General features: G+C 63.4%; 21 protein-coding genes and 2 tRNA genes. 20 read left to right on the top strand and 3 right to left on the bottom strand.

Annotated features, from left to right (window positions below; translation table 11 throughout):
* The coding region (locus G3N97_RS13615; RefSeq protein ID WP_205993684.1) for an NAD(P)-binding protein at positions 1–379 on the bottom strand (379 nt) is incomplete at its 3' end.
* A 176-nt stretch (positions 380–555) separates the two neighbouring features.
* On the opposite strand from G3N97_RS13615, the gene G3N97_RS13610 reads away from it, so the two are divergent.
* Positions 556–1,335 carry an SDR family oxidoreductase gene (locus G3N97_RS13610; RefSeq protein ID WP_110328228.1) on the top strand — a complete coding sequence of 260 codons (780 nt, stop codon included), beginning with the start codon at positions 556–558 and terminating at the stop codon, positions 1,333–1,335.
* Between the two features lie 96 nt (positions 1,336–1,431).
* A complete protein-coding gene (locus G3N97_RS13605) occupies positions 1,432–1,872 on the top strand; it encodes a thioesterase family protein (protein ID WP_205993682.1) in 441 nt (146 codons plus the stop codon).
* A gap of 63 nt (positions 1,873–1,935) precedes the next feature.
* Here the strand turns inward: G3N97_RS13605 and G3N97_RS13600 are convergent, their stop codons facing one another.
* A complete protein-coding gene (locus tag G3N97_RS13600; RefSeq protein ID WP_205993681.1) occupies positions 1,936–2,514 on the bottom strand; it encodes a LuxR C-terminal-related transcriptional regulator in 579 nt (192 codons plus the stop codon).
* Between the two features lie 239 nt (positions 2,515–2,753).
* Here G3N97_RS13600 and G3N97_RS13595 point away from each other — a divergent pair, with 239 nt between their 5' ends.
* The 18 genes from G3N97_RS13595 (at position 2,754) to G3N97_RS13510 (ending at position 20,303) form a co-directional block, all read left to right on the top strand.
* Positions 2,754–3,461 carry a CoA transferase subunit A gene (locus G3N97_RS13595; protein WP_065060349.1) on the top strand — a complete coding sequence of 236 codons (708 nt, stop codon included), beginning with the start codon at positions 2,754–2,756 and terminating at the stop codon, positions 3,459–3,461.
* A gap of 15 nt (positions 3,462–3,476) precedes the next feature.
* Positions 3,477–4,118 (top strand): CoA transferase subunit B, encoded by a 642-nt coding sequence (locus G3N97_RS13590; RefSeq protein ID WP_205993680.1) that lies wholly within the window; start codon positions 3,477–3,479, stop codon positions 4,116–4,118.
* Between the two features lie 300 nt (positions 4,119–4,418).
* Positions 4,419–5,312: an alpha/beta hydrolase gene (locus tag G3N97_RS13585; protein WP_205993679.1), complete on the top strand. Its 894-nt coding sequence runs from the start codon at positions 4,419–4,421 to the stop codon at positions 5,310–5,312.
* Positions 5,313–5,383: 71 nt separating this feature from the next.
* Entirely contained in the window at positions 5,384–5,737 is a 354-nt protein-coding gene (locus tag G3N97_RS13580; RefSeq protein WP_065060346.1) for a RidA family protein, read from the top strand.
* A gap of 123 nt (positions 5,738–5,860) precedes the next feature.
* The gene (locus tag G3N97_RS13575; protein ID WP_205993678.1) at positions 5,861–8,122 is read left to right on the top strand and encodes a bifunctional (p)ppGpp synthetase/guanosine-3',5'-bis(diphosphate) 3'-pyrophosphohydrolase; all 2,262 of its coding nucleotides are present in this window, start codon (positions 5,861–5,863) and stop codon (positions 8,120–8,122) included.
* Positions 8,123–8,245: 123 nt separating this feature from the next.
* Positions 8,246–8,322 (top strand) — tRNA-Val (locus G3N97_RS13570).
* 270 nt (positions 8,323–8,592) lie between these two features.
* On the top strand, positions 8,593–10,500 hold the full coding sequence (thrS, locus tag G3N97_RS13565; protein ID WP_205993677.1) for a threonine--tRNA ligase: 1,908 nt from the start codon (positions 8,593–8,595) through the stop codon (positions 10,498–10,500).
* A 50-nt stretch (positions 10,501–10,550) separates the two neighbouring features.
* Positions 10,551–11,072 carry a translation initiation factor IF-3 gene (gene infC / locus G3N97_RS13560; protein ID WP_074987823.1) on the top strand — a complete coding sequence of 174 codons (522 nt, stop codon included), beginning with the start codon at positions 10,551–10,553 and terminating at the stop codon, positions 11,070–11,072.
* Between the two features lie 319 nt (positions 11,073–11,391).
* Positions 11,392–11,589, top strand: coding sequence for a 50S ribosomal protein L35 (gene rpmI / locus G3N97_RS13555; protein ID WP_027793434.1), 198 nt, complete (start codon positions 11,392–11,394; stop codon positions 11,587–11,589).
* Positions 11,590–11,619: 30 nt separating this feature from the next.
* Positions 11,620–11,979, top strand: a complete 360-nt coding sequence (gene rplT, locus G3N97_RS13550; RefSeq protein ID WP_004192938.1) for a 50S ribosomal protein L20 — start codon at positions 11,620–11,622, stop codon at positions 11,977–11,979.
* A gap of 268 nt (positions 11,980–12,247) precedes the next feature.
* Positions 12,248–13,261: a phenylalanine--tRNA ligase subunit alpha gene (gene pheS, locus G3N97_RS13545; protein WP_205993676.1), complete on the top strand. Its 1,014-nt coding sequence runs from the start codon at positions 12,248–12,250 to the stop codon at positions 13,259–13,261.
* A 117-nt stretch (positions 13,262–13,378) separates the two neighbouring features.
* The gene (pheT, locus tag G3N97_RS13540) at positions 13,379–15,835 is read left to right on the top strand and encodes a phenylalanine--tRNA ligase subunit beta (protein WP_205993675.1); all 2,457 of its coding nucleotides are present in this window, start codon (positions 13,379–13,381) and stop codon (positions 15,833–15,835) included.
* 80 nt (positions 15,836–15,915) lie between these two features.
* A complete protein-coding gene (locus G3N97_RS13535; RefSeq protein WP_065060340.1) occupies positions 15,916–16,326 on the top strand; it encodes an integration host factor subunit alpha in 411 nt (136 codons plus the stop codon).
* Positions 16,327–16,455: 129 nt separating this feature from the next.
* Positions 16,456–16,845 (top strand): MerR family transcriptional regulator, encoded by a 390-nt coding sequence (locus tag G3N97_RS13530; RefSeq protein WP_205993674.1) that lies wholly within the window; start codon positions 16,456–16,458, stop codon positions 16,843–16,845.
* Positions 16,846–16,947: 102 nt separating this feature from the next.
* Positions 16,948–17,024: transfer RNA gene (locus tag G3N97_RS13525), tRNA-Pro, on the top strand.
* 245 nt (positions 17,025–17,269) lie between these two features.
* Positions 17,270–18,208, top strand: coding sequence for a DMT family transporter (locus G3N97_RS13520; RefSeq protein ID WP_205993673.1), 939 nt, complete (start codon positions 17,270–17,272; stop codon positions 18,206–18,208).
* Between the two features lie 471 nt (positions 18,209–18,679).
* Positions 18,680–19,246, top strand: coding sequence for an acyloxyacyl hydrolase (locus G3N97_RS13515; protein WP_205993672.1), 567 nt, complete (start codon positions 18,680–18,682; stop codon positions 19,244–19,246).
* Positions 19,247–19,442: 196 nt separating this feature from the next.
* Complete coding sequence (locus G3N97_RS13510) at positions 19,443–20,303, top strand: 3-hydroxybutyryl-CoA dehydrogenase (protein ID WP_205993671.1); 861 nt, start codon at positions 19,443–19,445, stop codon at positions 20,301–20,303.
* Between the two features lie 72 nt (positions 20,304–20,375).
* Here the strand turns inward: G3N97_RS13510 and G3N97_RS13505 are convergent, their stop codons facing one another.
* On the bottom strand, positions 20,376–21,440 hold the full coding sequence (locus tag G3N97_RS13505; protein WP_205993670.1) for an aldose epimerase family protein: 1,065 nt from the start codon (positions 21,438–21,440) through the stop codon (positions 20,376–20,378).
* Positions 21,441–21,449: the final 9 nt, after the last annotated feature.

The raw sequence follows: 21,449 nt of genomic DNA, 5'->3' as shown, positions 1-21,449 counted from the left end.
CGAGGCTGATGACGTAATTGCCGTGATTCTTGAAGTTGTCCGGCAGCGCCCAGTTCGGCACAGCCTTAGCCCCGGTTTCGGAAAGAAAAAGGAACTTGTCCTCGGTCACGGGCACGTCCAGCGGCGCGCCTTGCGCTTTCCAGTCGGGAAAGAGTTCGTCGATTGCGCGCGGATCCATGACCGCGCCGGAGAGGATATGCGCCCCGATTTCCGAGCCTTTCTCCAGGACGCATACGCCGATTTCGACGCCTTTTTCCGCTGCGAGCTGCTTCAGGCGGATAGCAGCGGACAGCCCGGCCGGGCCGCCGCCGACGACCACGACGTCGTATTCCATCGACTCGCGTGGGCCGTATTGCTCCAAAAGACTTGCGGGGGTCATTAAAGCTCCTCTTGCCATTAGAATGCTTTTTTCGGGTTCGTATTGTCGGGGAACGCTCCGCGAGCCGCAACCCAATCAGCCTACATTAGCACGACCGTTCTATTTTATGCCAGAATGCCCGGCTCGCTGCCGCAGCGGCATTCCGGCACTTATTCATCCCTGAACAGGAAGCGAAAATGGGCCGTTCGATCAATCTGGAAGGCAAGGTGGCGATGATCACCGGCGCGTCGAGCGGACTCGGCAAGCGCTTCGCGCAGGTGCTCTCGCAGGCAGGGGCGAAAGTCGTGCTGGCGAGCCGCAGGGTGGAGCGGCTCAAGGAACTGCGCGCGGAAATCGAAGCCGACGGCGGGGCCGCCCACGTGGTTTCGCTCGATGTGACGGACTACCAGAGCATTCGATCGGCGGTCGCGCACGCGGAAACCGAAGCCGGAACCATCGACATCCTCGTCAACAACTCGGGCGTTTCCACCACGCAGAAACTCGTCGACGTCACGCCCGCCGACTTCGAGTACGTGTTCGACACCAACACGCGCGGCGCCTTTTTCGTGGCGCAGGAAGTCGCCAAACGCATGATCATGCGCGGCAACGGCGGCGGTTCGAAACCGGCGTACCGCATCATCAACATTGCTTCGGTGGCGGGGCTGAGCGTGCTGCCGCAAATCGGCCTGTATTCCATCAGCAAGGCCGCCGTCGTGCACATGACGAAGTCGATGGCACTCGAATGGGGGCGTCACGGCATCAACGTCAATGCGATCTGTCCCGGTTATATCGACACCGAAATCAACCATCATCACTGGTCGACGGAGCAGGGGCAAAAGTTGATTTCGATGCTGCCGCGCCATCGCGTGGGCACGCCCGCCGACCTCGACGGCTTGCTGCTGCTGCTCGCAGCCGACGAGTCCGCGTTCATGAACGGCTCGATCATTACCGCCGACGACGGCTTCGGCCTGACCTGAGCGCTTTCCCGTTTTCCGCGCGGGTGGCGATGTCGCTGCGCTGATGCGTCGCGGATCGTACACTCGCGTTTTTGCGTAACCCGAAGTCGAAGTGCAATGAGCGATTACCACCCCGTATTTGAAATGACCATGCCGATCCGCTGGGGCGACATGGATGCTTTCGGCCATGTGAACAACACGGTCTACTTCCGCTACATGGAACAGGTGCGGATTTCCTGGTTCGAACAGCTCGGCGTCGCCGGCGAGAGCCGCGAGGGCGGCAACCGTCAGGGGCCGGTCATCGTGAACGCCTCGATGGAATTCCTTAAGCAGCTCCACTATCCCGGCGACATCGTCTGCACGATGACCGTGGGCCAGCCGGGACGCAGCAGCTTCGACACCGGTTTCGAACTGCGCCGCGTGGACGAGCCCGACACGGTCTACGCGCGCGGCAACGCACGCTGCGTGTGGATCGACTACGAAGCGGGCAAGTCGGTGCCGATTCCCGATCACCTGCGTGCCACCATCGAGAACGCGCCGCTCGTCAAGGCGCGCTGACACGTTGGGTTAGACGTTCCGCTGCGCGGGCGCGTTTCCTGCGCCCGCCGCTTTCTCCTTCGCTCAATGCCCGAGCAGCCGTTGCAGCAGTTCCGTGGCGTTGCCGGTATCGTACTTGCGCATCAGCCGCGCGCGATAAACGTCCACCGTGCGCGAGCTGATGTCGAGAATTCTCCCGATCTGCTTGCTCGTCTTGCCCGTGACCAGTTGCGCCGCGATTTCGCGCTCGCGCGGCGTGAGCTCGACGGCGACGCGGCGCGTGGCGCTCAAATCCTCGAACGTCCAGACCCCGGCCGCGTGCGGCGCCTGCCGGTCGAGCGAGCGGCCCGTGACGTGGCACCAGAACAATTCGCCATTGGCGCGCTTCATGATGCGGTCGTCGGCATAGCTGCCTTGCGCGGTCATGATGGGCGGGATGCGCTCGCCGATGCGCTCGAACTCGTCCGCCGACGGATACAGCACCAGAAACGACTGGCCGACGAGCGCCGCGCGCGGACAGCGAAAGATCGCGCAAAGCGCCTCGTTGCAGTCTTCGATGATGCGCTCGCGCGCGAGCACGAGCCCGATGGGCGCGAGGTGAAACGCGGTCCGGTAATCGATCGCGGCGGGGGCTGCGGAGGTGGACGTGGCAGGTTCGGGCATGGCGTGCGATACGGGAATGGCTTTATGTAGTTTTGCGTATTGTGCCGCAACGCCCGCCCAGCGTACGCTTCACAACCATCGGAGGGCCGGGTGGCAAGGCTGTCGGATTCACGGCAACGCCACTCGCGGATGACTAGAATGGGGCATCCGGGCGCGCAGTGCGCCCGCGTGCCGGGCAGAACGAACAGAATCAACGCAAAACGTAGCGACGAATTTCCATTCGAGGAAGGGACACACTGATGAACAAGGTCTATGGAAGCGCGGCTGCCGCGCTCGAAGGCATCGTCAAGGACGGCCAGACGTTCGCGGTCGGCGGCTTCGGGCTGTGCGGCATTCCCGAGGCGCTGATCGGCGCGCTGCGCGATTCGGGCGTGAAGGGCATTACCTGCATCAGCAACAATGCGGGCGTCGATGGCTTCGGCCTGGGTCTGCTGCTGGAAACGCGCCAGATCAAGAAGATGATCTCGTCGTACGTGGGCGAGAACAAGGAATTCGAGCGCCAGTATCTGTCGGGCGAACTCGAACTCGAATTCACACCCCAAGGCACGCTTGCCGAAAAGCTGCGCGCGGGCGGCGCGGGCATTCCCGCTTTCTTCACGAACACGGGCTACGGCACGCTGATCGCCGAGGGCAAGGAAACGCGCCAGTTCGGCGAGAACCACTACGTGCTCGAACATTCGCTGACGGCGGACGTCGCGCTCGTGAAGGCCTGGAAGGCCGACAAGTCGGGCAACCTCATCTATCGCCGCACGGCGCGCAACTTCAACCCGATGTGCGCGATGGCAGGCAAGATCACGGTCGTGGAAGTGGAAGAGATTGTCGAGAACGGCGAACTCGATCCGGACGCGATCCACACGCCGGGCATCTTCGTGCAGCGCCTCGTGCTCAACGCGAGCCCCGAAAAACGCATCGAACAACGCACCGTGCGCGCCGCGGCGAGCGCCTGAGGAGGGAGACGGATCATGGCATGGAATCGTGACGAAATGGCCGCGCGCGCGGCGAAGGAATTGCAGGACGGCTTCTACGTGAACCTCGGCATCGGCCTGCCGACGCTCGTGGCCAATCACGTGCCGGAAGGCGTGGAAGTGTGGCTGCAATCGGAAAACGGCCTGCTCGGCATCGGCCCGTTCCCGACCGAAGATCAGGTGGACGCCGACATGATCAACGCTGGCAAGCAGACGGTCACGACGCTGGCCGGCTCGTCGATTTTCTCGTCGGCCGACTCGTTCGCGATGATTCGCGGCGGCCACATCAATCTCGCGATCCTCGGCGCCATGCAGGTGAGCGAGAAGGGCGACCTGGCCAACTGGATGATCCCCGGCAAGATGATCAAGGGCATGGGCGGCGCGATGGACCTCGTGGCGGGCGTCAAGCGCGTGGTCGTGCTGATGGAGCACGTGGCCAAGGGCGACCAGCACAAGATTCTCGAAGCATGCACGCTGCCGCTCACGGGCGTGGGCGTGGTCGACATCATCATTACCGACCTCGGCGTGATCGAGGTGACTGACGCCGGTCTGAAAGTGACCGAACTCGCCCCGGGCGTGACGGTGGACGAGATCAAGACCAAGACCGGCGCGCCGCTCGACGTGAGCGCGGTGGGCTGATCGCGGCGCGGTTTTCTCGGCGGGACATTGCATGACAGTGGCGGGCGGGACTTCGGTCTCGCCCGTTTTCGTTTTGGACGATTCCATTCTTGCGCGTTTGCGCGTGTCTGAAACCTCGTCCGGATGGCATAGGCCGTTCGGCATGTGCGTCAGGCCGGGGACGCGCCGCCGGATGGGGCGTCCGTCCGTGCACGAGAGGCCGCAAGCCGGGACGCGACTCGCCGCGCCCGTCCATCCCGCCTCGCAAAGCCGTTTAGAATTCGTCCTGAGCCTTCGGGCACTTCCAGCGAGGACCCAGCGATGACCGAATCGTCAGCCGTGCCGCGTCAGCAGTACGTTCAGTGCCTCAGCCCCTCGGGGCTGCACCGCGTCGCGTACACCGAGTGGGGCGATCCCGCGAATCCGCGTGTGCTCGTGTGCGTGCACGGCCTTACGCGTTCCAGTCGCGATTTCGACCGCCTCGCGGCGGCGCTATGCGGTACGTATCGCGTCGTGTGCCCGGACGTGGTGGGGCGCGGGTTGTCGTCGTGGCTCGTCGATCCGCGCGGCTATGGCGTCGCGCAGTATGTGGCCGACATGGTGACGCTGATCGCGCGCACGGGCGTGGAACAGGTCGACTGGTTCGGCACGTCGATGGGCGGTCTGATCGGCATGGCGCTCGCGGGCCTGCCCGACGCGCCCATCGGCCGCCTGCTGCTGAACGACATCGGTCCGCATATCGAACCGGCGTCGCTCGAACGCATCGGCGAGTATGTCGGGCGCGACTCGCGTTTCGCGACGTTGCAGGAAGGGATTGACAACGCCGCGCTGCTGGCGTCGTCGTTCGGACCGCTCACGGCCGAGGAGTGGCGCGAGATCAACACGCCGCTCTTGCACCAAGTGGACGGTGGATGGCGCTATCGCTACGACCCGCGTATTTCCGAGGCGTTCAAGGGCGCGACGCCCGAGCAGAACGAGCAGGGCGAGCAGTTCCTGTGGCGCTCGCTGGCGGCGTTCAAGGGGCCGGTGCTGAGCGTGCGCGGTGAACTGTCGGATCTGCTGTCGCGCGAAACGGTCGTGAAAATGGTCGAAAAGGGCCAGCACGTCGAGAGCGTCGAAATCGCGGGTGTCGGCCATGCGCCGGCCTTCCTCTCGCCCGACCAGATCGGGATCGCGCGCCGTTTCTTCGCCGGGGAGCCGGTCAGCGCGTCATAATATGAGATAGCCGCGCGCGGTCCGGAGCCGATCCGGCGCGCCCGGCACGTTCAACTTCAACAGGAATTTACATGGCAGTCATTCGTCACCACGTGGGTCCGCGCCTTTCGGAAACCGCTGTTTACAACGGTACGGTCTATCTCGCGGGTCAGATCGCCGAGGACACGAAGCAGGACATCGCTGGCCAGACGCGCGAAGTGCTGGGCCATATCGACCGTCTGCTGGGCGAAGCGAACAGCGACAAGACGCTGCTGCTGTCGGTGCAGATCTATATCGCCGACATGAAGGATTTCGCGGGCATGAACGCCGAATGGGACAAGTGGGTTCCGCAGGGCGCCACGCCGCCGCGCGCGACGGTCGAAGCGAAGCTCGCCAATCCGGAATGCCTGATCGAAATCGTCGTGGTGGCCGCGCAGCGCGACTGAGCGCGCGCCGCGATCTTCGCTTCGAAGATCGCTTCGCCAGGCGATTCCTCGCGTTTCGCATCGTCCGATTGACCGTATTACCGTAGTCATAAGCCCGTTCGGTACGCCGGCGGGTCCAGCCTCATGAGCAGCGACACCATCCCTACCGTCCCCGCCGATCAAGCCGGCTCTGCGGCGCAAGCCGCGCTGCCGTCGCTCGACGACGCGCTCGCGTTCGTGCGCGAGCACGCGGGCGACGCGCGCCTCTCGACGGGCGAACCCCTGATCGAGCACGCGCAGGGGACGGCGTCGATCCTCAGCCGCTTGAACGTCGATCCGCCGGCGGTGCTGGCGGCGGCGCTCTTCAACCTCGCGCCGCATCTCGACGACCCGGAGCGCATGCTAGAAGCGCGCTTCGGCGCCGAAGTCGCCAAGCTGACTTTCGATGTGCGCAAGCTCCTGCGCCTCGGTTCGTTGAGCCAGCGTGCGGCTGCGCAGAGCGCCGCGCCAGAATCGGGCCGCGAAAGCCGCGACGCGCAGGCCGCGCGGCGCGCTCAGGTCGAGTCGTTGCGCAAGATGCTGCTGGCGTTCGCGCAGGACATCCGCGTGGTGCTGATCCGTCTCGCGTCGCGGCTGCAATCGCTGCGCTACTACGCGGCGGCGAAGATCCAGCCCGCGCCCGAGGTGTCGCACGAAACGCTCGAAATCTACGCGCCGCTCGCCAACCGGCTCGGCATCTGGCAACTCAAGTGGGAACTCGAAGACCTTGCGTTCCGCTTCAAGGAGCCGGTCACGTACAAGCGCATTGCCAAGCTGCTCGACGAGAAGCGCGTCGAGCGCGAAAGCTATGTGTCCGAGGCGATCGCCCGGCTGCAGCACGAGCTGGCCGTCGCGCATATCGACGCCGAGGTGAGCGGACGGCCCAAACACATCTACAGCATCTGGAAGAAGATGCGCGGCAAGGAGATCGACTTCTCCGAGCTTTACGATGTGCGCGCCTTCCGCGTGATCGTGCGCGACATCAAGGATTGCTACACGGTGCTCGGCATCGTGCACAACCTCTGGCAGCCGGTGCCGCGCGAGTTCGACGACTACATCTCGCGTCCGAAGCCCAATGGGTATCGCTCGCTGCATACCGTCGTGGTCGGCGACGACGGGCGCGCGTTCGAGGTGCAGATCCGCACTCAGGAAATGCATCAGTTCGCGGAATACGGCGTGGCCGCGCACTGGCGCTACAAGGAAGCGGGTACGAAGGGCTATGGCGGCCAGTTCAGCGCGAGCAGCAGCTACGACGAGAAGATCGCGTGGCTGCGTCAGCTGCTCGCGTGGAAAGACGACGTCTCCGACGATCGCCAGCCGTGGGAAGAACTGCGCCAGGCCACGCTCGACGACGATCACATCTACGTGATGACGCCTCAGGCGCGCGTGATCGCGCTGCCGCAAGGCGCCACGCCGCTCGACTTCGCCTATCACCTGCATAGCGAGCTGGGTCATCGCTGCCGCGGCGCGCGCGTCGACGGAGCGATGGTGCCGCTCAACACGCAGTTGCAGAACGGCCAGACCGTCGAGATCGTGTCGGTGAAGGAGGGCGGTCCGTCGCGCGACTGGCTCAATCCTCAACTCGGCTATCTGCACAGCAACCGCGCGCGTCAGAAGGTGCGCGCGTGGTTCAACGCGATCGAGGCGCAGGAAAACATCGCGAATGGCCGCGCGATGGTCGAAAAAACGCTGCAGCGCGAAGGGCGCACGTCGGTCAATCTCGATCAGCTCGCCGCGAAGCTCGGCTTCAAGTCGACCGACGAATTCTTCAGCGTGGTCGGCAAGGAAGAGTTCAGCCTGCGCCACGTCGAGCATGCGCTGAGCGACGCGCCGGTCGCGGAGCCCGAAGAGGAAACGCCCGAACAGCTCACCAAGCGCGCAAGCGGCGCGAACGTCGCGCACGGCGGATCGTCGGGCGTGCTGGTCGTGGGCGTGGATGCACTGCTCACGCAGCTCGCGCGCTGCTGCCGTCCCGCGCCGCCCGACGAAATCAGCGGTTTCGTCACGCGCGGCAAGGGCATGTCGATTCACCGCAGCGATTGCCCGACGTTCGTCCGCATGGCGCGTCGTGCGCCCGAGCGCGTGCTGCAAACCACGTGGTCCGCCGACGTGATGGGCGGGCGCGGCCAGTCGGTCTATCCGGTCGATATCTCGATCGAGGCCACCGACCGGCAAGGTTTGCTGCGCGATATCTCCGAAGTGTTCGCGCGCGAGAAGATGAACGTGATCGGCGTGAAGACGCAGTCGCGCCGTAACGCTGCCTATATGCAGTTCACGGTCGAGGTGTCGAATTCGGCGCAGATCCAGCGTGCCTGCGTCGTGCTGGGCGAGGTGGCGGGAGTGGTGCGGGCGTCGCGGCGTAGTTGATCCGGGAGTTGATCCGCATTTGATCAATGGTTTTCACCGATTGCCCCGAGCGTGCCCGCTCATGCCGCAACGCAAAAAAGCCCTTGCCAGCTCCGTGAAAACGTTATATAGTCTTGCTTCTTCAGGCTCGTAGCTCAGCTGGTTAGAGCACCACCTTGACATGGTGGGGGTCGTTGGTTCGAGTCCAATCGAGCCTACCAACGAAATCGAAGTTGCGGCAGGTGTAGTTGCCGGGGCTTCAAGGCAGTACAAGCGCTCTGCGCTCAAGGCGAATACGGTTATGACATCGCGAACGTTTACCGAAACTACTTCGGAGCGACGCTAGTCGAGGACCTCTTTCGCCCTGCAATCTGGTTTGAAAAGTGAATGCGGCCCCTCGAAAGCGGGGCCGCATTTTTTTTCGCCGCGAGATTTGCGCGGGTCTGTTCCCACGAATACGATGTGCCGTCGAGGCACTTCTGGAGAAAAACATGGTTGCGATACGTCTGCCCGACGGTTCGGTTCGACAGTACGATCATCCCGTCACGGTCGCCGAAGTGGCGGCTTCGATTGGCGCCGGCCTCGCCAAAGCGGCGCTCGGCGGCAAGCTCGACGGTGAACTGGTCGACACGTCGACGCTGATCGATCACGACGCATCGCTGTCCATCGTCACCGACAAGGATGCCGACGGCCTCGACATCATCCGTCACTCCACGGCGCACTTGCTGGCGTACGCGGTCAAGGAGCTGTTCCCGGAAGCGCAGGTCACGATCGGGCCGGTGATCGACAACGGTTTCTACTACGACTTCGCCTACAGCCGTCCCTTCACGCCCGAAGATCTGGAAAAGATCGAAAAGCGCATGCAGGAACTCGCGAAAAAGGACGAGCAGGTGACGCGTCGCGTCGTCTCGCGCGACGACGCGGTCGACTACTTCAAGAGCATCGGCGAGAAGTACAAGGCCGAGATCATCGAGTCGATCCCGGGCGACCAGGACATCAAGCTGTACTCGCACGGCGGTTTCACCGACCTGTGCCGCGGCCCGCACGTCCCGTCGACGGGCAAGCTCAAGGTCTTCAAGCTCATGAAGGTTGCCGGCGCGTACTGGCGCGGCGACGCGAAGAACGAGCAGCTGCAGCGCATCTACGGCACGGCCTGGACGAAGAAGGAAGATCAGGAACTCTATCTTCACAATCTCGAAGAGGCCGAAAAGCGCGATCACCGCAAGCTCGGCAAGCAGCTCGACCTGTTCCACATGCAGGACGAGTCGCCGGGCATGGTGTTCTGGCATCCGAAGGGCTGGACGCTCTGGCAGCAGGTCGAGCAGTACATGCGCGGCCGCCTGCGCGTGGCGGGCTACGACGAAATCAAGACGCCGATGATCATGGACCGCTCGCTGTGGGAAGCGTCGGGTCACTGGCAGAACTATCGTGAAAACATGTTCACGACGGAATCGGAAAAGCGCGATTACGCGATCAAGCCGATGAACTGCCCGGGCCACGTTCAGGTGTTCAACCATGGTCTGCGTTCGTATCGCGATCTGCCGCTGCGTTACGCGGAATTCGGTTCGTGCCACCGCAACGAGGCGTCGGGCGCGCTTCACGGCCTGATGCGCGTGCGCGGCTTCGTCCAGGACGACGCGCACATTTTCTGTACGGAAGACCAGATCATCGCCGAGTCGATCGCCTTCAACACGCTCGCGATGAGCGTCTACAAGGATTTCGGGTTCGATCACATCGACATCAAGCTGTCGCTGCGCCCCGAGTCGCGCGCGGGCACGGATGAAATCTGGGATCGCGCCGAACAAGGTCTGCGTGAAGCGCTGACGGCGTGCGGTCTGACGTGGGAAGAGCTGCCGGGCGAGGGCGCGTTCTACGGTCCGAAGGTCGAGTACCACATCAAGGATGCGCTCGGCCGTTCGTGGCAGTGCGGCACGCTGCAGCTCGACATGGTGCTGCCGGAGCGCCTCGGCGCCGAGTACGTGGCGGAAGACAACAGCCGCCGTCGCCCGATCATGTTGCACCGCGCCATCCTCGGTTCGATGGAGCGTTTCCTCGGTATTTTGATCGAGCACCATGCTGGTGCAATGCCGTCCTGGCTGGCTCCAATGCAGGTCGTTGTGATGAATATCGCGGAAAGTCAGGCCGAATATGCAGCAAATCTAGCCCAATCGTTGCAAAAACAAGGGGTTAGAGTGCAGGCGGATTTGCGCAATGAGAAAATTAGCTATAAAATACGCGAGCACACGCTTGAGAAGGTCCCGTACCTCCTGGTTGTCGGCGACAAAGAGCGTGAAGCACAAACGGTAGCCGTGCGTGCCCGTGGCGGTGTCGACCTGGGTGTCATGCCTGTCGACGCATTCGCTGAACGTCTGGCGCAGGACGTCAAGTCGTTCAAGTGAGCCACCTGGCAGCGCGGCTCGTTTTTTTCAATTTTTAGAGGAAACGTAACATCGCTACGGATAAGTCGCATCGCATCAACGGTGAAATCTCTGCACCCGAGGTGCGTCTCGTCGGAGTCGACAACGAGCCGCTCGGCATCGTAAAGCTGGCCGAAGCGTTCCGTATGTCGGAACAACAGGACGTCGATCTGGTTGAAATTGCCCCGCAGGCCGTGCCCCCCGTGTGCCGCCTGATGGACTACGGCAAGTTCAAATACCAGGAGGCGAAAAAGCAACACGAGGCCAAGCTCAAGCAGAAGGTTATCCAGGTCAAGGAAGTCAAATTCCGTCCGGGTACCGATGACGGCGATTACAACGTCAAGCTGCGCAATCTCGTCCGCTTCCTCGAAGACGGCGACAAGACGAAGATCACGTTGCGTTTCCGCGGCCGCGAAATGGCCCACCAGGAAATCGGCATGCGCGTGCTCGAGCGTCTGCGCACGGACCTCGAAGAAGTCGGCCAGGTCGAGCAGATGCCGAAGATGGAAGGGCGCCAGATGATCATGGTGCTCTCGCCGAAGAAGAAGAAGTAAGGTGTTGCCGCGTGTCGGTGGTGTTACGGCAGAGCGCGGCGGCCCGAAGAGTTTGGTAGGACGTGCAGCGCGCCATGTGGCGTGAAGCACGGGAAGCAGGTTCCGGAATGGCGCCCGCGCGCCGCGCGAAAGTGCGGTAAACGGGCGTTTTTCCTGAAAGCGGCGGCGAGCTTGTTTGTTAAAAGCCGGCCAGCTGCCAAAACAAGTGGAGTGGGTTTCGAAGGGCGGTATAAGGGCGAAACGCGAGGTGTTCGAAATATTCGAAGCGCGCGTGGGAGCCAGCCGCACACCCATGTCCATCAAATAAATGGAGTTTTTCATGCCCAAGATGAAGACCAAGAAGAGCGCCGCAAAGCGCTTCGTGGTTCGTCCGGGTGGTACCGTCAAGCGCGGTCAAGCCTTCAAGCGTCACATCCTGACCAAGAAGACCACCAAGAACAAGCGTCATCTGCGTGGTGCAACGGCCGTTCATGATTCCGATCTGAAGTCCGTGCGCGCAATGCTGCCGTTCGCGTAATCCTCAACCGACAACTCAAAGGAGCTACTCATGCCTCGAGTCAAACGTGGGGTTACCGCACGGGCCCGCCACAAGAAGATCATCAACCTGGCCAAGGGTTACCGCGGCCGTCGCAATAACGTCTATCGCATCGCCAAGCAGGCGGTCATGCGCGCAGGCCAGTACGCCTATCGCGATCGCCGCAACAAGAAGCGTGTGTTCCGCGCACTGTGGATCACGCGTATCAATGCAGCGGTGCGTCAGCACGACATGACCTACAGCGTGTTCATCAACGGCCTGAAGAAGGCTTCGATCGAACTCGACCGTAAGGTCCTGGCTGACATGGCTGTGTTCGACAAGGCTGCATTTGCTGCGATCGTCAAGCAGGTGAAGGCCGCCGTCGCTGCCTAAGTCGGGTATTGCGCAGGTTCGTTGCAGCAGCGTCCGGTCGTTTCGGTGATGCTGCAACAAAAACGGGGCTCCTCACCGAGCCCCGTTTTTGTTGGTGAAGCGCTTCCTGCGCGCTTCAAGTGCTGTGCTTTACGTGCTGTTCAAGTGCCGGGTACGGCGCCGCTTCTGGCAGTGTCGTCATGTCGTCGTTCGCGTGGGTCATCATGGCGGACGGCAACGTGCCACGCTGCTCCAAGTCTCAAACACTGACGCTGAAAAGATGGGATCAATGGATCTGGACCAGATTGTCGCCGACGCGCAACGCGCCTTCGCTTCCGCCCCCGACGTCAACACGCTTGAAAACGAAAAGGCTCGCTTTCTCGGCAAGTCGGGCGCGCTGACCGAACTGCTCAAGGGCCTCGGCAAGCTCGACCCGGAAACGCGCAAGACCGAAGGCGCGCGCATCAACGCCGTCAAGCAGCAGGTCGAGGCGGCGCTCAACGCCCGCCGCCAGGCGCTCGCCGACGCGCTGCTCAACCAGCGTCTCGCCGCCGAGGCGATCGACGTCACGCTGCCGGGCCGCGGCACCGGCACGGGCAGCCTGCATCCGGTCATGCAGACGTGGGAACGCGTCGAGCAGATCTTCGGCTCGATCGGCTTCGATGTGGCCGACGGTCCCGAGATCGAGACCGACTGGTACAACTTCACGTCGCTCAACAGCCCGGAAAACCATCCGGCGCGTTCGATGCAGGACACGTTCTACGTGGACGGCAAGGACGCCGATGGCCGTCAGCTGCTGCTGCGCACGCACACGAGCCCGATGCAGGTGCGCTATGCGCGCACGCACACGCCGCCGATCAAGGTGATCGTGCCGGGCCGCACGTATCGCGTGGACAGCGACGCCACGCACTCGCCGATGTTCAACCAGGTCGAAGGCCTGTGGATCGAAGAGAACATCAGCTTCGCGGACCTGAAGGGCGTCTACAGCGACTTCCTCAAGAAGTTCTTCGAGCGTGACGACATTCAGGTGCGTTTCCGCCCGTCGTACTTCCCGTTCACCGAGCCGTCGGCGGAAATCGACATGATGTTCGAGCACGGCAAGAACGCGGGCAAGTGGCTCGAAATTTCGGGCTCTGGCCAGGTGCATCCGACCGTGATCCGCAACATGGGTCTCGACCCGGAGCGCTACATCGGCTTCGCGTTCGGCAGCGGCCTCGAACGCCTGACGATGCTGCGTTACGGCGTGCAGGATCTGCGTCTGTTCTTTGAAGGCGATCTGCGCTTCCTGCGCCAGTTCGCCTGAGTACGCGCAAGCACGCAGAAGCACGCATTAGCAGCGCGCGAAGCGGACGCGGCACCGCAAAAGGTGCGCGAGAACCCGCTTCGCAGTGGTCACAATCTGTCTGGAACGTAAAACCCCATGCTATTTCCCGAATCCTGGCTGAGAAGCTTTGTCGATCCGAAGCTCACGACCGATGAACTCGCCCACGCGCTCACGATGGCGGGCCTTGAAGTCGAAGGCCTGAGCCCGGCCGCGCCGCCCACCACGAAGATCGTCGTGGGTCGCGTGCTCGAAGTCGTGAAGCACCCGGACGCGGACAAGCTCAACGTCTGTCAGGTCGACGCCGGCACCGGCGCGACGCTGCAGATCGTCTGTGGCGCGCCCAACGTGGCGCCCGGCATCAAGGTGCCCGTGGCGCTCGTCGGCGCGGAACTGCCGCCCGCCGAAGAAGGCGGCAAGCCGTTCGCGATCAAGCTCTCGAAGCTGCGCGGCGTGGAAAGCCAGGGCATGTTGTGCTCGGCGCGCGAGCTCAAGCTCTCGGAAGACCACAGCGGCCTGATGATCCTGCCGGAAGCCACGCCGATCGGCCAGGACATCCGCGAAGCGCTCAATCTCGACGACACCATCTTCGAAATCAAGCTCACGCCGAACAAGGCCGATTGCCTCTCGGTGTATGGCGTCGCGCGCGAAACCGCCGCGATCACCGGCGCGCCGCTGCAAGCGCCCGTGTATCCGAAGGTCGAAGTCAAACTCAACGAAACGCTGCCCGTGAAGATCTCGGCGCCCGATCTGTGCGGCCGCTTCTCGGGTCGCGTGATTCGCGGCGTGAATGCGCGCGCGCAGACGCCCGCATGGATGGTCGCGCGCCTCGAGCGTTCGGGCCAGCGCAGCATCTCGGCGCTCGTCGACATCTCGAACTACGTGATGCTCGAACTCGGCCGCCCGTCGCACGTGTTCGATCTCGACAAGATCCACGGCTCGATGGACGTGCGCTGGGGCAAGAAGGGCGAGTCGCTCAAGCTGCTCAACGGCAACACGGTCGAAGTCGATGAAACCGTCGGCGTGATCGCCGACGAACGCGAGATCGAAAGCCTCGCGGGCATCATGGGCGGCGACAGCACGGCGGTCACGCTCGACACGAAAAACATCTATCTGGAAGCCGCTTTCTGGTGGCCGGATGCCATTCGTGGCCGCTCGCGCCGCTACAACTTCTCGACCGATGCGGGCCATCGTTTCGAGCGCGGCGTGGACTGGTCGACGACCGTCGAGCACATCGAACGCATCACTCAACTGATCCTCGACATCTGCGGCGGCGAAGCCGGTCCGGTCGACGATCAAACCGTGAACGTGCCGCAGCGCGCGGCCGTGACGATGCGTGTCGCGCGCGCGAACCGCATCATCGGCGTGAAGATTGGCGCCGATGAAATCGCGCAGATCTTCACGCGTCTGGGCCTCACGTTCCAGCGCAGCGTCGACGCCGCGGGCGACGAGTCGTTCAGCGTCACGCCGCCGCCGTACCGTTTCGACATCGAGATCGAAGAAGATCTGATCGAAGAAGTCGCGCGTATCTACGGCGTCGAAAAGATTCCGGCGCTGCCGCCGGTGGCGCGCAGCGAAATGCGCGCGACCCACGAAACGCGTCGTTCGATTCACGCGATCCGTCACGCGCTCGCCGCGCGCGACTACGCGGAAACGATCAACTTCAGCTTCGTCGATGCCGAGTGGGAACTCGATTTCGCCGGTAACGACAAGCCCGTGAAGCTGCTGAACCCGATCGCGAGCCAGCTCTCGGTCATGCGCACGACGCTGTTCGGCAGCCTCATCAACGTGCTGCGCCACAACCTCAACCGCCGCGCGGATCGCGTGCGCGTGTTCGAGGCGGGCCGCGTGTTCCTGAGCGATGCGTCGATCAAGGCCAGCGAAATGACGGTCGAAGGCTTCGCGCAACCGAAGATGATCGGCGCGCTCGCGTATGGTCCGGCGCTCGAAGAGCAGTGGGGCGCGCAAGCGCGCGGCGTTGATTTCTTCGACATGAAGGGCGATCTCGAAGCGCTGTTCGCGGGCCTTGGCGCCACGAAAACGCCGCGTTTCGTGAAGGCCGAGCATCCGGCGCTGCATCCGGGACGCAGCGCGCGCGTGGAAGTCGACGGTCGCGCCGTGGGCTGGATCGGCGAGTTGCATCCGCGCTGGATGCAGAAGTACGACCTGCCGCACGCACCGATCCTCTTCGAAGTGGAAGCCGATGCGCTGATGGCGCGCGAGCTGCCCGCACCGACCGAAGTCTCGAAGTTCCCGCCGGTGCGACGCGATATCGCACTTGTCGTGGATCAAAAGATCGAGGTGCAAGCACTGCTGGACGAGTTCCGCAAGGGCATGCAGGACGAGCCCGCACGGATTGTGCAGAGGGTTGCGCTGTTCGATGAATTTCGTGCAAAATCAAACACTTCCGGACTTGGCGCGGACGAGAAAAGCCTTGCCTTCCGGGTGACCCTGCAAGATACTGGCGGAACTCTTCAGGACGAGACGGTCGACGCGGCCATCAAGTCCCTGGTGGATCGCCTGGCTCGAGTGTTTGGCGCCCGGTTGCGCGGATAAGCTCACGGCTCATCACGTACCGACAATCGCTTCCGGTCTGCAGTGTCATCGCAACCGGAAGCGCGCCATTTCAAAGATAGATGAACGAAATGAACTCGAGTGATTTCGAAGCCCTTCTTGCGGCACAGCGTAGCGCCATGATTCGCGACATTCCTGCCTCGTCGGCAAGCGCCACGAACGACACGCCCACGCTGACCAAGGCCGAACTCGCGGAGCTGCTGTTCGACAACGTCGGACTCAACAAGCGCGAAGCGAAGGACATGGTCGAAGCGTTCTTCGAAGTGATTCGCGACGCGCTCGAAGGCGGCGACAGCGTGAAGCTCTCGGGCTTCGGCAATTTCCAGCTGCGCGACAAGCCGCAGCGTCCTGGCCGCAACCCGAAAACGGGCGAGGCGATTCCTATCGCGGCACGCCGCGTCGTCACGTTCCACGCGAGCCAGAAGCTCAAGGCGCTGGTCGAGAGCGGCGCCGAGGCAAGCTTCCCGCGTTAAGCGAGATCAATGCATGCGCGGGTCATCCCGCGCGCGCCCGCACGGGTGGCACAGCGGCGGGCGTGACTGGATACTACGGACCCTGGCGGCGACGCCAATTTGCGCAACCACCACGACGGCAACCCGGCGATGACATCGACAATCGAAAAGGTCGTCTTGCCTCCGATTCCCGCCAAGCGCTACTTCACGATCGGCGAAGTGAGCGAGCTCTGCGGCGTGAAGCCCCATGTGCTGCGATATTGGGAGCAGGAGTTCACGCAGTTGAAGCCGGTGAAGCGGCGCGGCAATCGCCGCTACTACCAGCATCACGAAGTCTTGCTGATTCGCCGCATTCGCGAATTGCTCTATGAACAGGGCTTCACGATCAACGGCGCGCGCAACCGTCTCGATTCGCATGGCGCCGCGAGCGGCGAACCCGAAGCCAATGAAGTGCCGGTGAGTGAAGGCAACATGGCGAGCGTTGACGTCGATCAGTTGCGCAAGGCCTTGCTGCATGTGCTCGATGTGCTTGGGCGATGAATGGACATGAACAGCGGTGAGTTTTCCCGCAGCGTCTTTTCCGACGAATTGCACGACAGACAGTTCTAATTGGGAAAAGGGTCTGTTATACTCTCTAGCTCTCGGGGCGTAGCGCAGCCTGGTAGCGTACCTGCATGGGGTGCAGGTGGTCGGAGGTTCAAATCCTCTCGCCCCGACCAGGAAGTTTGAAAAAGGACTTACGGTGAAAACCGTAGGTCCTTTTTCTTTTGGCGCGCGGTTTTCGCGATGACGATGTGCGCGAGTGATGTGAGCAAATGATGTGCGCAAGATTCGGCTGTTAATTTTTCTCACATATCGGTGAGAATGATTCGCTATGAGGGACGTGCCCGGCCCCTTACGATTAGCGCATCGCGCGCGACGCCTGGTCGCAGCGCAACCGCACATCATCGACATCGCCTCATCCATGAATCCGATCGAACTCGCCCAGCTCGTCTTTCTCGCCGCATTGTGGGGCGGCTCGTTTCTCTTTATCCGCGTCGGCGTGACGGATCTCGGCGTGGCGCCGCTGATGGCGCTGCGCGTGGGGATCGGCGCGCTGTTTCTGCTGCTCGTGCTGTTCTCGCGACGTTCGCCGCGCGAGGCGCTCGGCGCGTTGCGCGAGCGCGCCTGGCCGCTGCTGGTGGTCGGCTTCTTCAATTCGGCGGCGCCGTTCTGCCTGTTTGCATGGGCCGAGCTGACGCTCTCCGCGGGCGTGACGTCGGTGATCAACGCGACCACGCCGCTGTTCGGCGCGATCGTCGCGTACTTCTGGCTGAAGGATCGCTTGAGCGGTTTGCGCGTGGCCGGCCTCGTGATCGGTTTCCTGGGCGTGCTCGCGCTGGTCTGGGATCAGATCGCGACGCATGCGGGCGATGGCGCGAGCACGACCTCGACGCTGCTCGCGGCGGGCGCGGCGCTGACCGCGTCAGCGCTCTATGGCGTGGCGGCGAGCTACACGAAGCGCCACCTCACGGGCGTCGATCCGCTCACGGTGGCCGCCGGCACGATGACGGCGGCCACGCTCATCCTCACGCCGTTCGCGATTGCCACCTGGCCGCATGCGGCCGTGTCGATGCACGCGTGGGGCGCGACGCTCGGCCTCGGCGTCGCCTGCACGGGCGTCGCGTATCTGCTGTTCTTCCGCCTGATCGCGGCGATCGGTCCGGCGCGCACGATCACCGTCACGTTCGTGATTCCGGTGTTCGGCATTCTGTGGGGCGCGCTGTTTCTCGGCGAGCACGTGTCGATCGGCATGGTCGAGGCGTGCGTCGCGATTCTCTGCGGCACGGCGCTCGCCACGGGTTTTATCAAGCGTCTGCCCGGCATGGGCGCGCGCGAGCATCGCGCCAGCGCAAAGCACTAGGCGCTAGGGCAAGTTCGCGTTTTTTCGCTCGCGATGATCGTTGCGCTTGCAACGATCATCGTTCTTCTGCCGGATCGTTGCGCACAGCACAAGCCGCGACGATCCGCGCCTCACATCTCTTCACTCCCTTCAAGCCGTCCGCTCAATGCGAGCGCGTCCCGGCCGGCCTGCGCGCATCGCTTGCAGGCTCCCTGAATATCGCTGAAAGCATTCAGTTAGCGTGTGCATGATTGCTCGCGCTCGGAGTGAGCACGATCATAAATTCGCGTCTAAACTGGCGACACTGCGCAACGTTCATTTGCAAACGCCCGAACCTGCGCGTGGTGTTGTGCTCAACTCGATTCATATGGCGATGACGTCCGCATCCTCGCGCGGGGAAGCGGCAGGCCTCAGCGCCGGAAGTCAGCGGTTCAGGGAGAGCGGGCCGGATATGGCCGCGTCGTGAAGTGTCGTTCCTAGTCGGGGATGTTCATGACAGCAAGAAAATCGGTGCGGGCGGGCCGCCTGCTAAGGGGCCTGTGCGCCGCGCTATTCGCCGCTGGCGCAGCCAGTGCGCATGCCGACCAGTTCGGCATTCAGATCGGCCCGGGCGTGGCGGATCACGATGTGAAGAAGCTCGACTTCGGGCTCGTCTGGGACCCCGGCTTGCAGTGGTGGCACATCGCGGGCTTCCACTTCACGGTGGTCGGCGAGTTTCACGCGGCCTACTGGCACCTGAGCGAGACCGCGGCCACGCAGCCGACTATCTGGGAATTCGGCGTGACGCCGGTTTTCCGCATCATCAAGGACACCGGCTGGATCCGTCCGTACTTCGAGGCAGGCGTGGGCGTGCGCATGCTCACGCACGTCGAGCTGACGCCTGACCGCACGCTGTCGTCGGCCTTCCAGTTCGCGGATATGCTCGGCGTCGGCGCGCAGTTCGGCGCGCACCAGAACTACCAGGCGGGCGTGCGCTTCCAGCACATCTCGAACGCCGACATCAAGACGCCGAACCCCGGACTCAATTTCACCTGGGTCTACGTGCAGTACAACTTCTGAGCGCTTCTCCGTCTCTCCGCTTTCCCGCCTTGCCACGCTCGATGCCCGCGCACCGCGCCACTGCGCCGCGCCGGCGGCGCGCGCACGCCACTACCCGTTACACTATGGTTCATGATGCAGTGCACCACGCGCGCTGCATCGCCGGTATTTTCCATAGCGATACGCCGGCGTCGCGGACAAGGAGTGAGGAGCAGGCATGGCAATCGAAACGGTAGGGATCGTGGGAGCGGGCACCATGGGCAACGGCATCGCGCAGGCGGTGGCGGTGTCCGGACTCAAGGCGGTGATGATCGACGTGAACGACGCGGCGCTTGCCAAAGGCGTGGCCACGCTCACGCACAGCCTCGAACGCCTCGTCTCGAAGGGCAAGCTGGACGCAGGCGTGCGCGACGCCGCGCTCAAGCGCATCGAAACCTCCACCGACTATCAGCGCCTCGCGAGCGCCGACCTCGTGATCGAGGCGGCCACCGAGAACGCCGAGCTCAAGACGCGCATCCTCAAGCAGATCGAGAGCGCCGCGCGCGCCGACGCGATCATCGCTTCCAACACCTCGTCGATTTCGATTACCGCGCTGGCGACCACGCTCGCCGATCCGTCGCGCTTCATCGGCATGCACTTCTTCAATCCGGTGCCGATGATGCCGCTCGTCGAAGTGATCCGCGGCCTGCAGACGAGCCCGGCCGTGGCCGAGTCGGTGCGCGAGCTGGCGCAGCGTCTGGACAAGACGCCGATCGGCGTAAAGAACGCGCCGGGCTTCGTGGTCAACCGCATTCTCGTGCCGATGATCAACGAGGCGTTCTTCGTGCTCGCCGAAGGCATCGCGAGCGCCGAGGAAATCGACGCGGGCATGAAGCTGGGCGCGAATCATCCGATCGGGCCGCTCGCGCTCGCGGACCTGATTGGCCTCGACGTCTGTCTTTCGGTGATGGACGTGTTCCTGAAGGACTTCGGCGACTCGAAGTATCGCGCCTGTCCGCTGCTGCGCGAGATGGTGGCGGCGGGGCAACTGGGCCGCAAGACGGGCCGCGGCGTGTACAGCTACGACAAGGTTTCCTGAGCGCGTTTCCTGAGCAAAACGGTGCATCGCGATTCGTCACGATGCACCGCCATGTCGTAGATCAGGCGGACTTCAGGCGCGCACCCGCACGCCATACTGCGTGACCTGGCGATACGTATCGCCGGGACGCAGCACCGTCGCTTCAGCCAGCGGCGCTTCCATGTTGATCTGATTCGGGAAGCCGCCCGCTTCGAGACACAGCCCCGCATGGCGCACGCACGGCGCGCCGTGGCGGCCGGGCTGGCCTTCCAGATAATTCCCCGTGTAGCACTGCAAGCCGCGCTGATCGGTCGCGACCGTCATTTCGCGTCCGCTCGCCGGTTCGTAGACGCTCGCCACCCGGCGCACCGCGTTCACCGGCTGCTCGCGCAGCACGTAGCAATGATCGAAGCCGCGTGCGCGCGCCAGTTGCGCGTCGGGCCAGTCGAGCCGGGCGCCGAGCGGCGCGCCCTGGCGAAAATCGAAAGCGGTGCCCGAGACGTCGGCGACGCCGGTCGGGATCATCTGCGGATCGACTTCGAGCACGCTGTCCGCGTCGATCGTGAGGATATGGCCGCGCACGTCCGCGCCCGCTTCGCCGCTCAGATTGAAGTAGCCGTGGCTCGTGAGATTGAGCGGCGTGGGGGCGTCCGTCATGCCTTCGTATTCGATCGTCAGCGTGCCTTCGTCGTCGAGCGCGTAGCGCACCTGCACGCTCACATTGCCCGGAAAGCCGCCGTCGCCTTCGGGCGAGTCGAGCCGCATCAGCAGCGCGCCGCGATCCTCTTCGACTTCCCACAATTGGCGATGAAAGCCGTTCGCGCCGCCGTGCAGCAGGTTGCCGTTTTCGTTGCGGTCGAGCGCGTAGTCGATGCCGTCGAGCGTGAAGCGCGCGCCCGCGATGCGGTTCGCCCAGCGGCCGACCAGCGCGCCCATATAGGTGCTTGCGGCTTCGTAGTCGGCGGGCGTGTCGTGGCCGAGCAGGATTTCGCCGAGCCGGCCGGCGCGGTCGGGCGCGAGCCAGGAGACGAGCGTCGCGCCGAAGTCGCTGATCGTCACTTTCATGCCCTGGGCGTTGCGCAGCGTGTAGAGCCGGCAGGCGTCGCCGCCGGGCAGCGTGCCCCAGGATTCCGGGTTCAGTTGGACGAGACTGTTCATGTGACGAAG

Origin of the sequence: Paraburkholderia sp. Ac-20347 (assembly GCF_017104805.1) — a bacterium.
Taxonomy (GTDB): domain Bacteria; phylum Pseudomonadota; class Gammaproteobacteria; order Burkholderiales; family Burkholderiaceae; genus Paraburkholderia; species Paraburkholderia tropica.
Note: the sequence above shows the minus strand (reverse complement) of the source record. Positions and strands in the feature narration are given on the sequence as shown.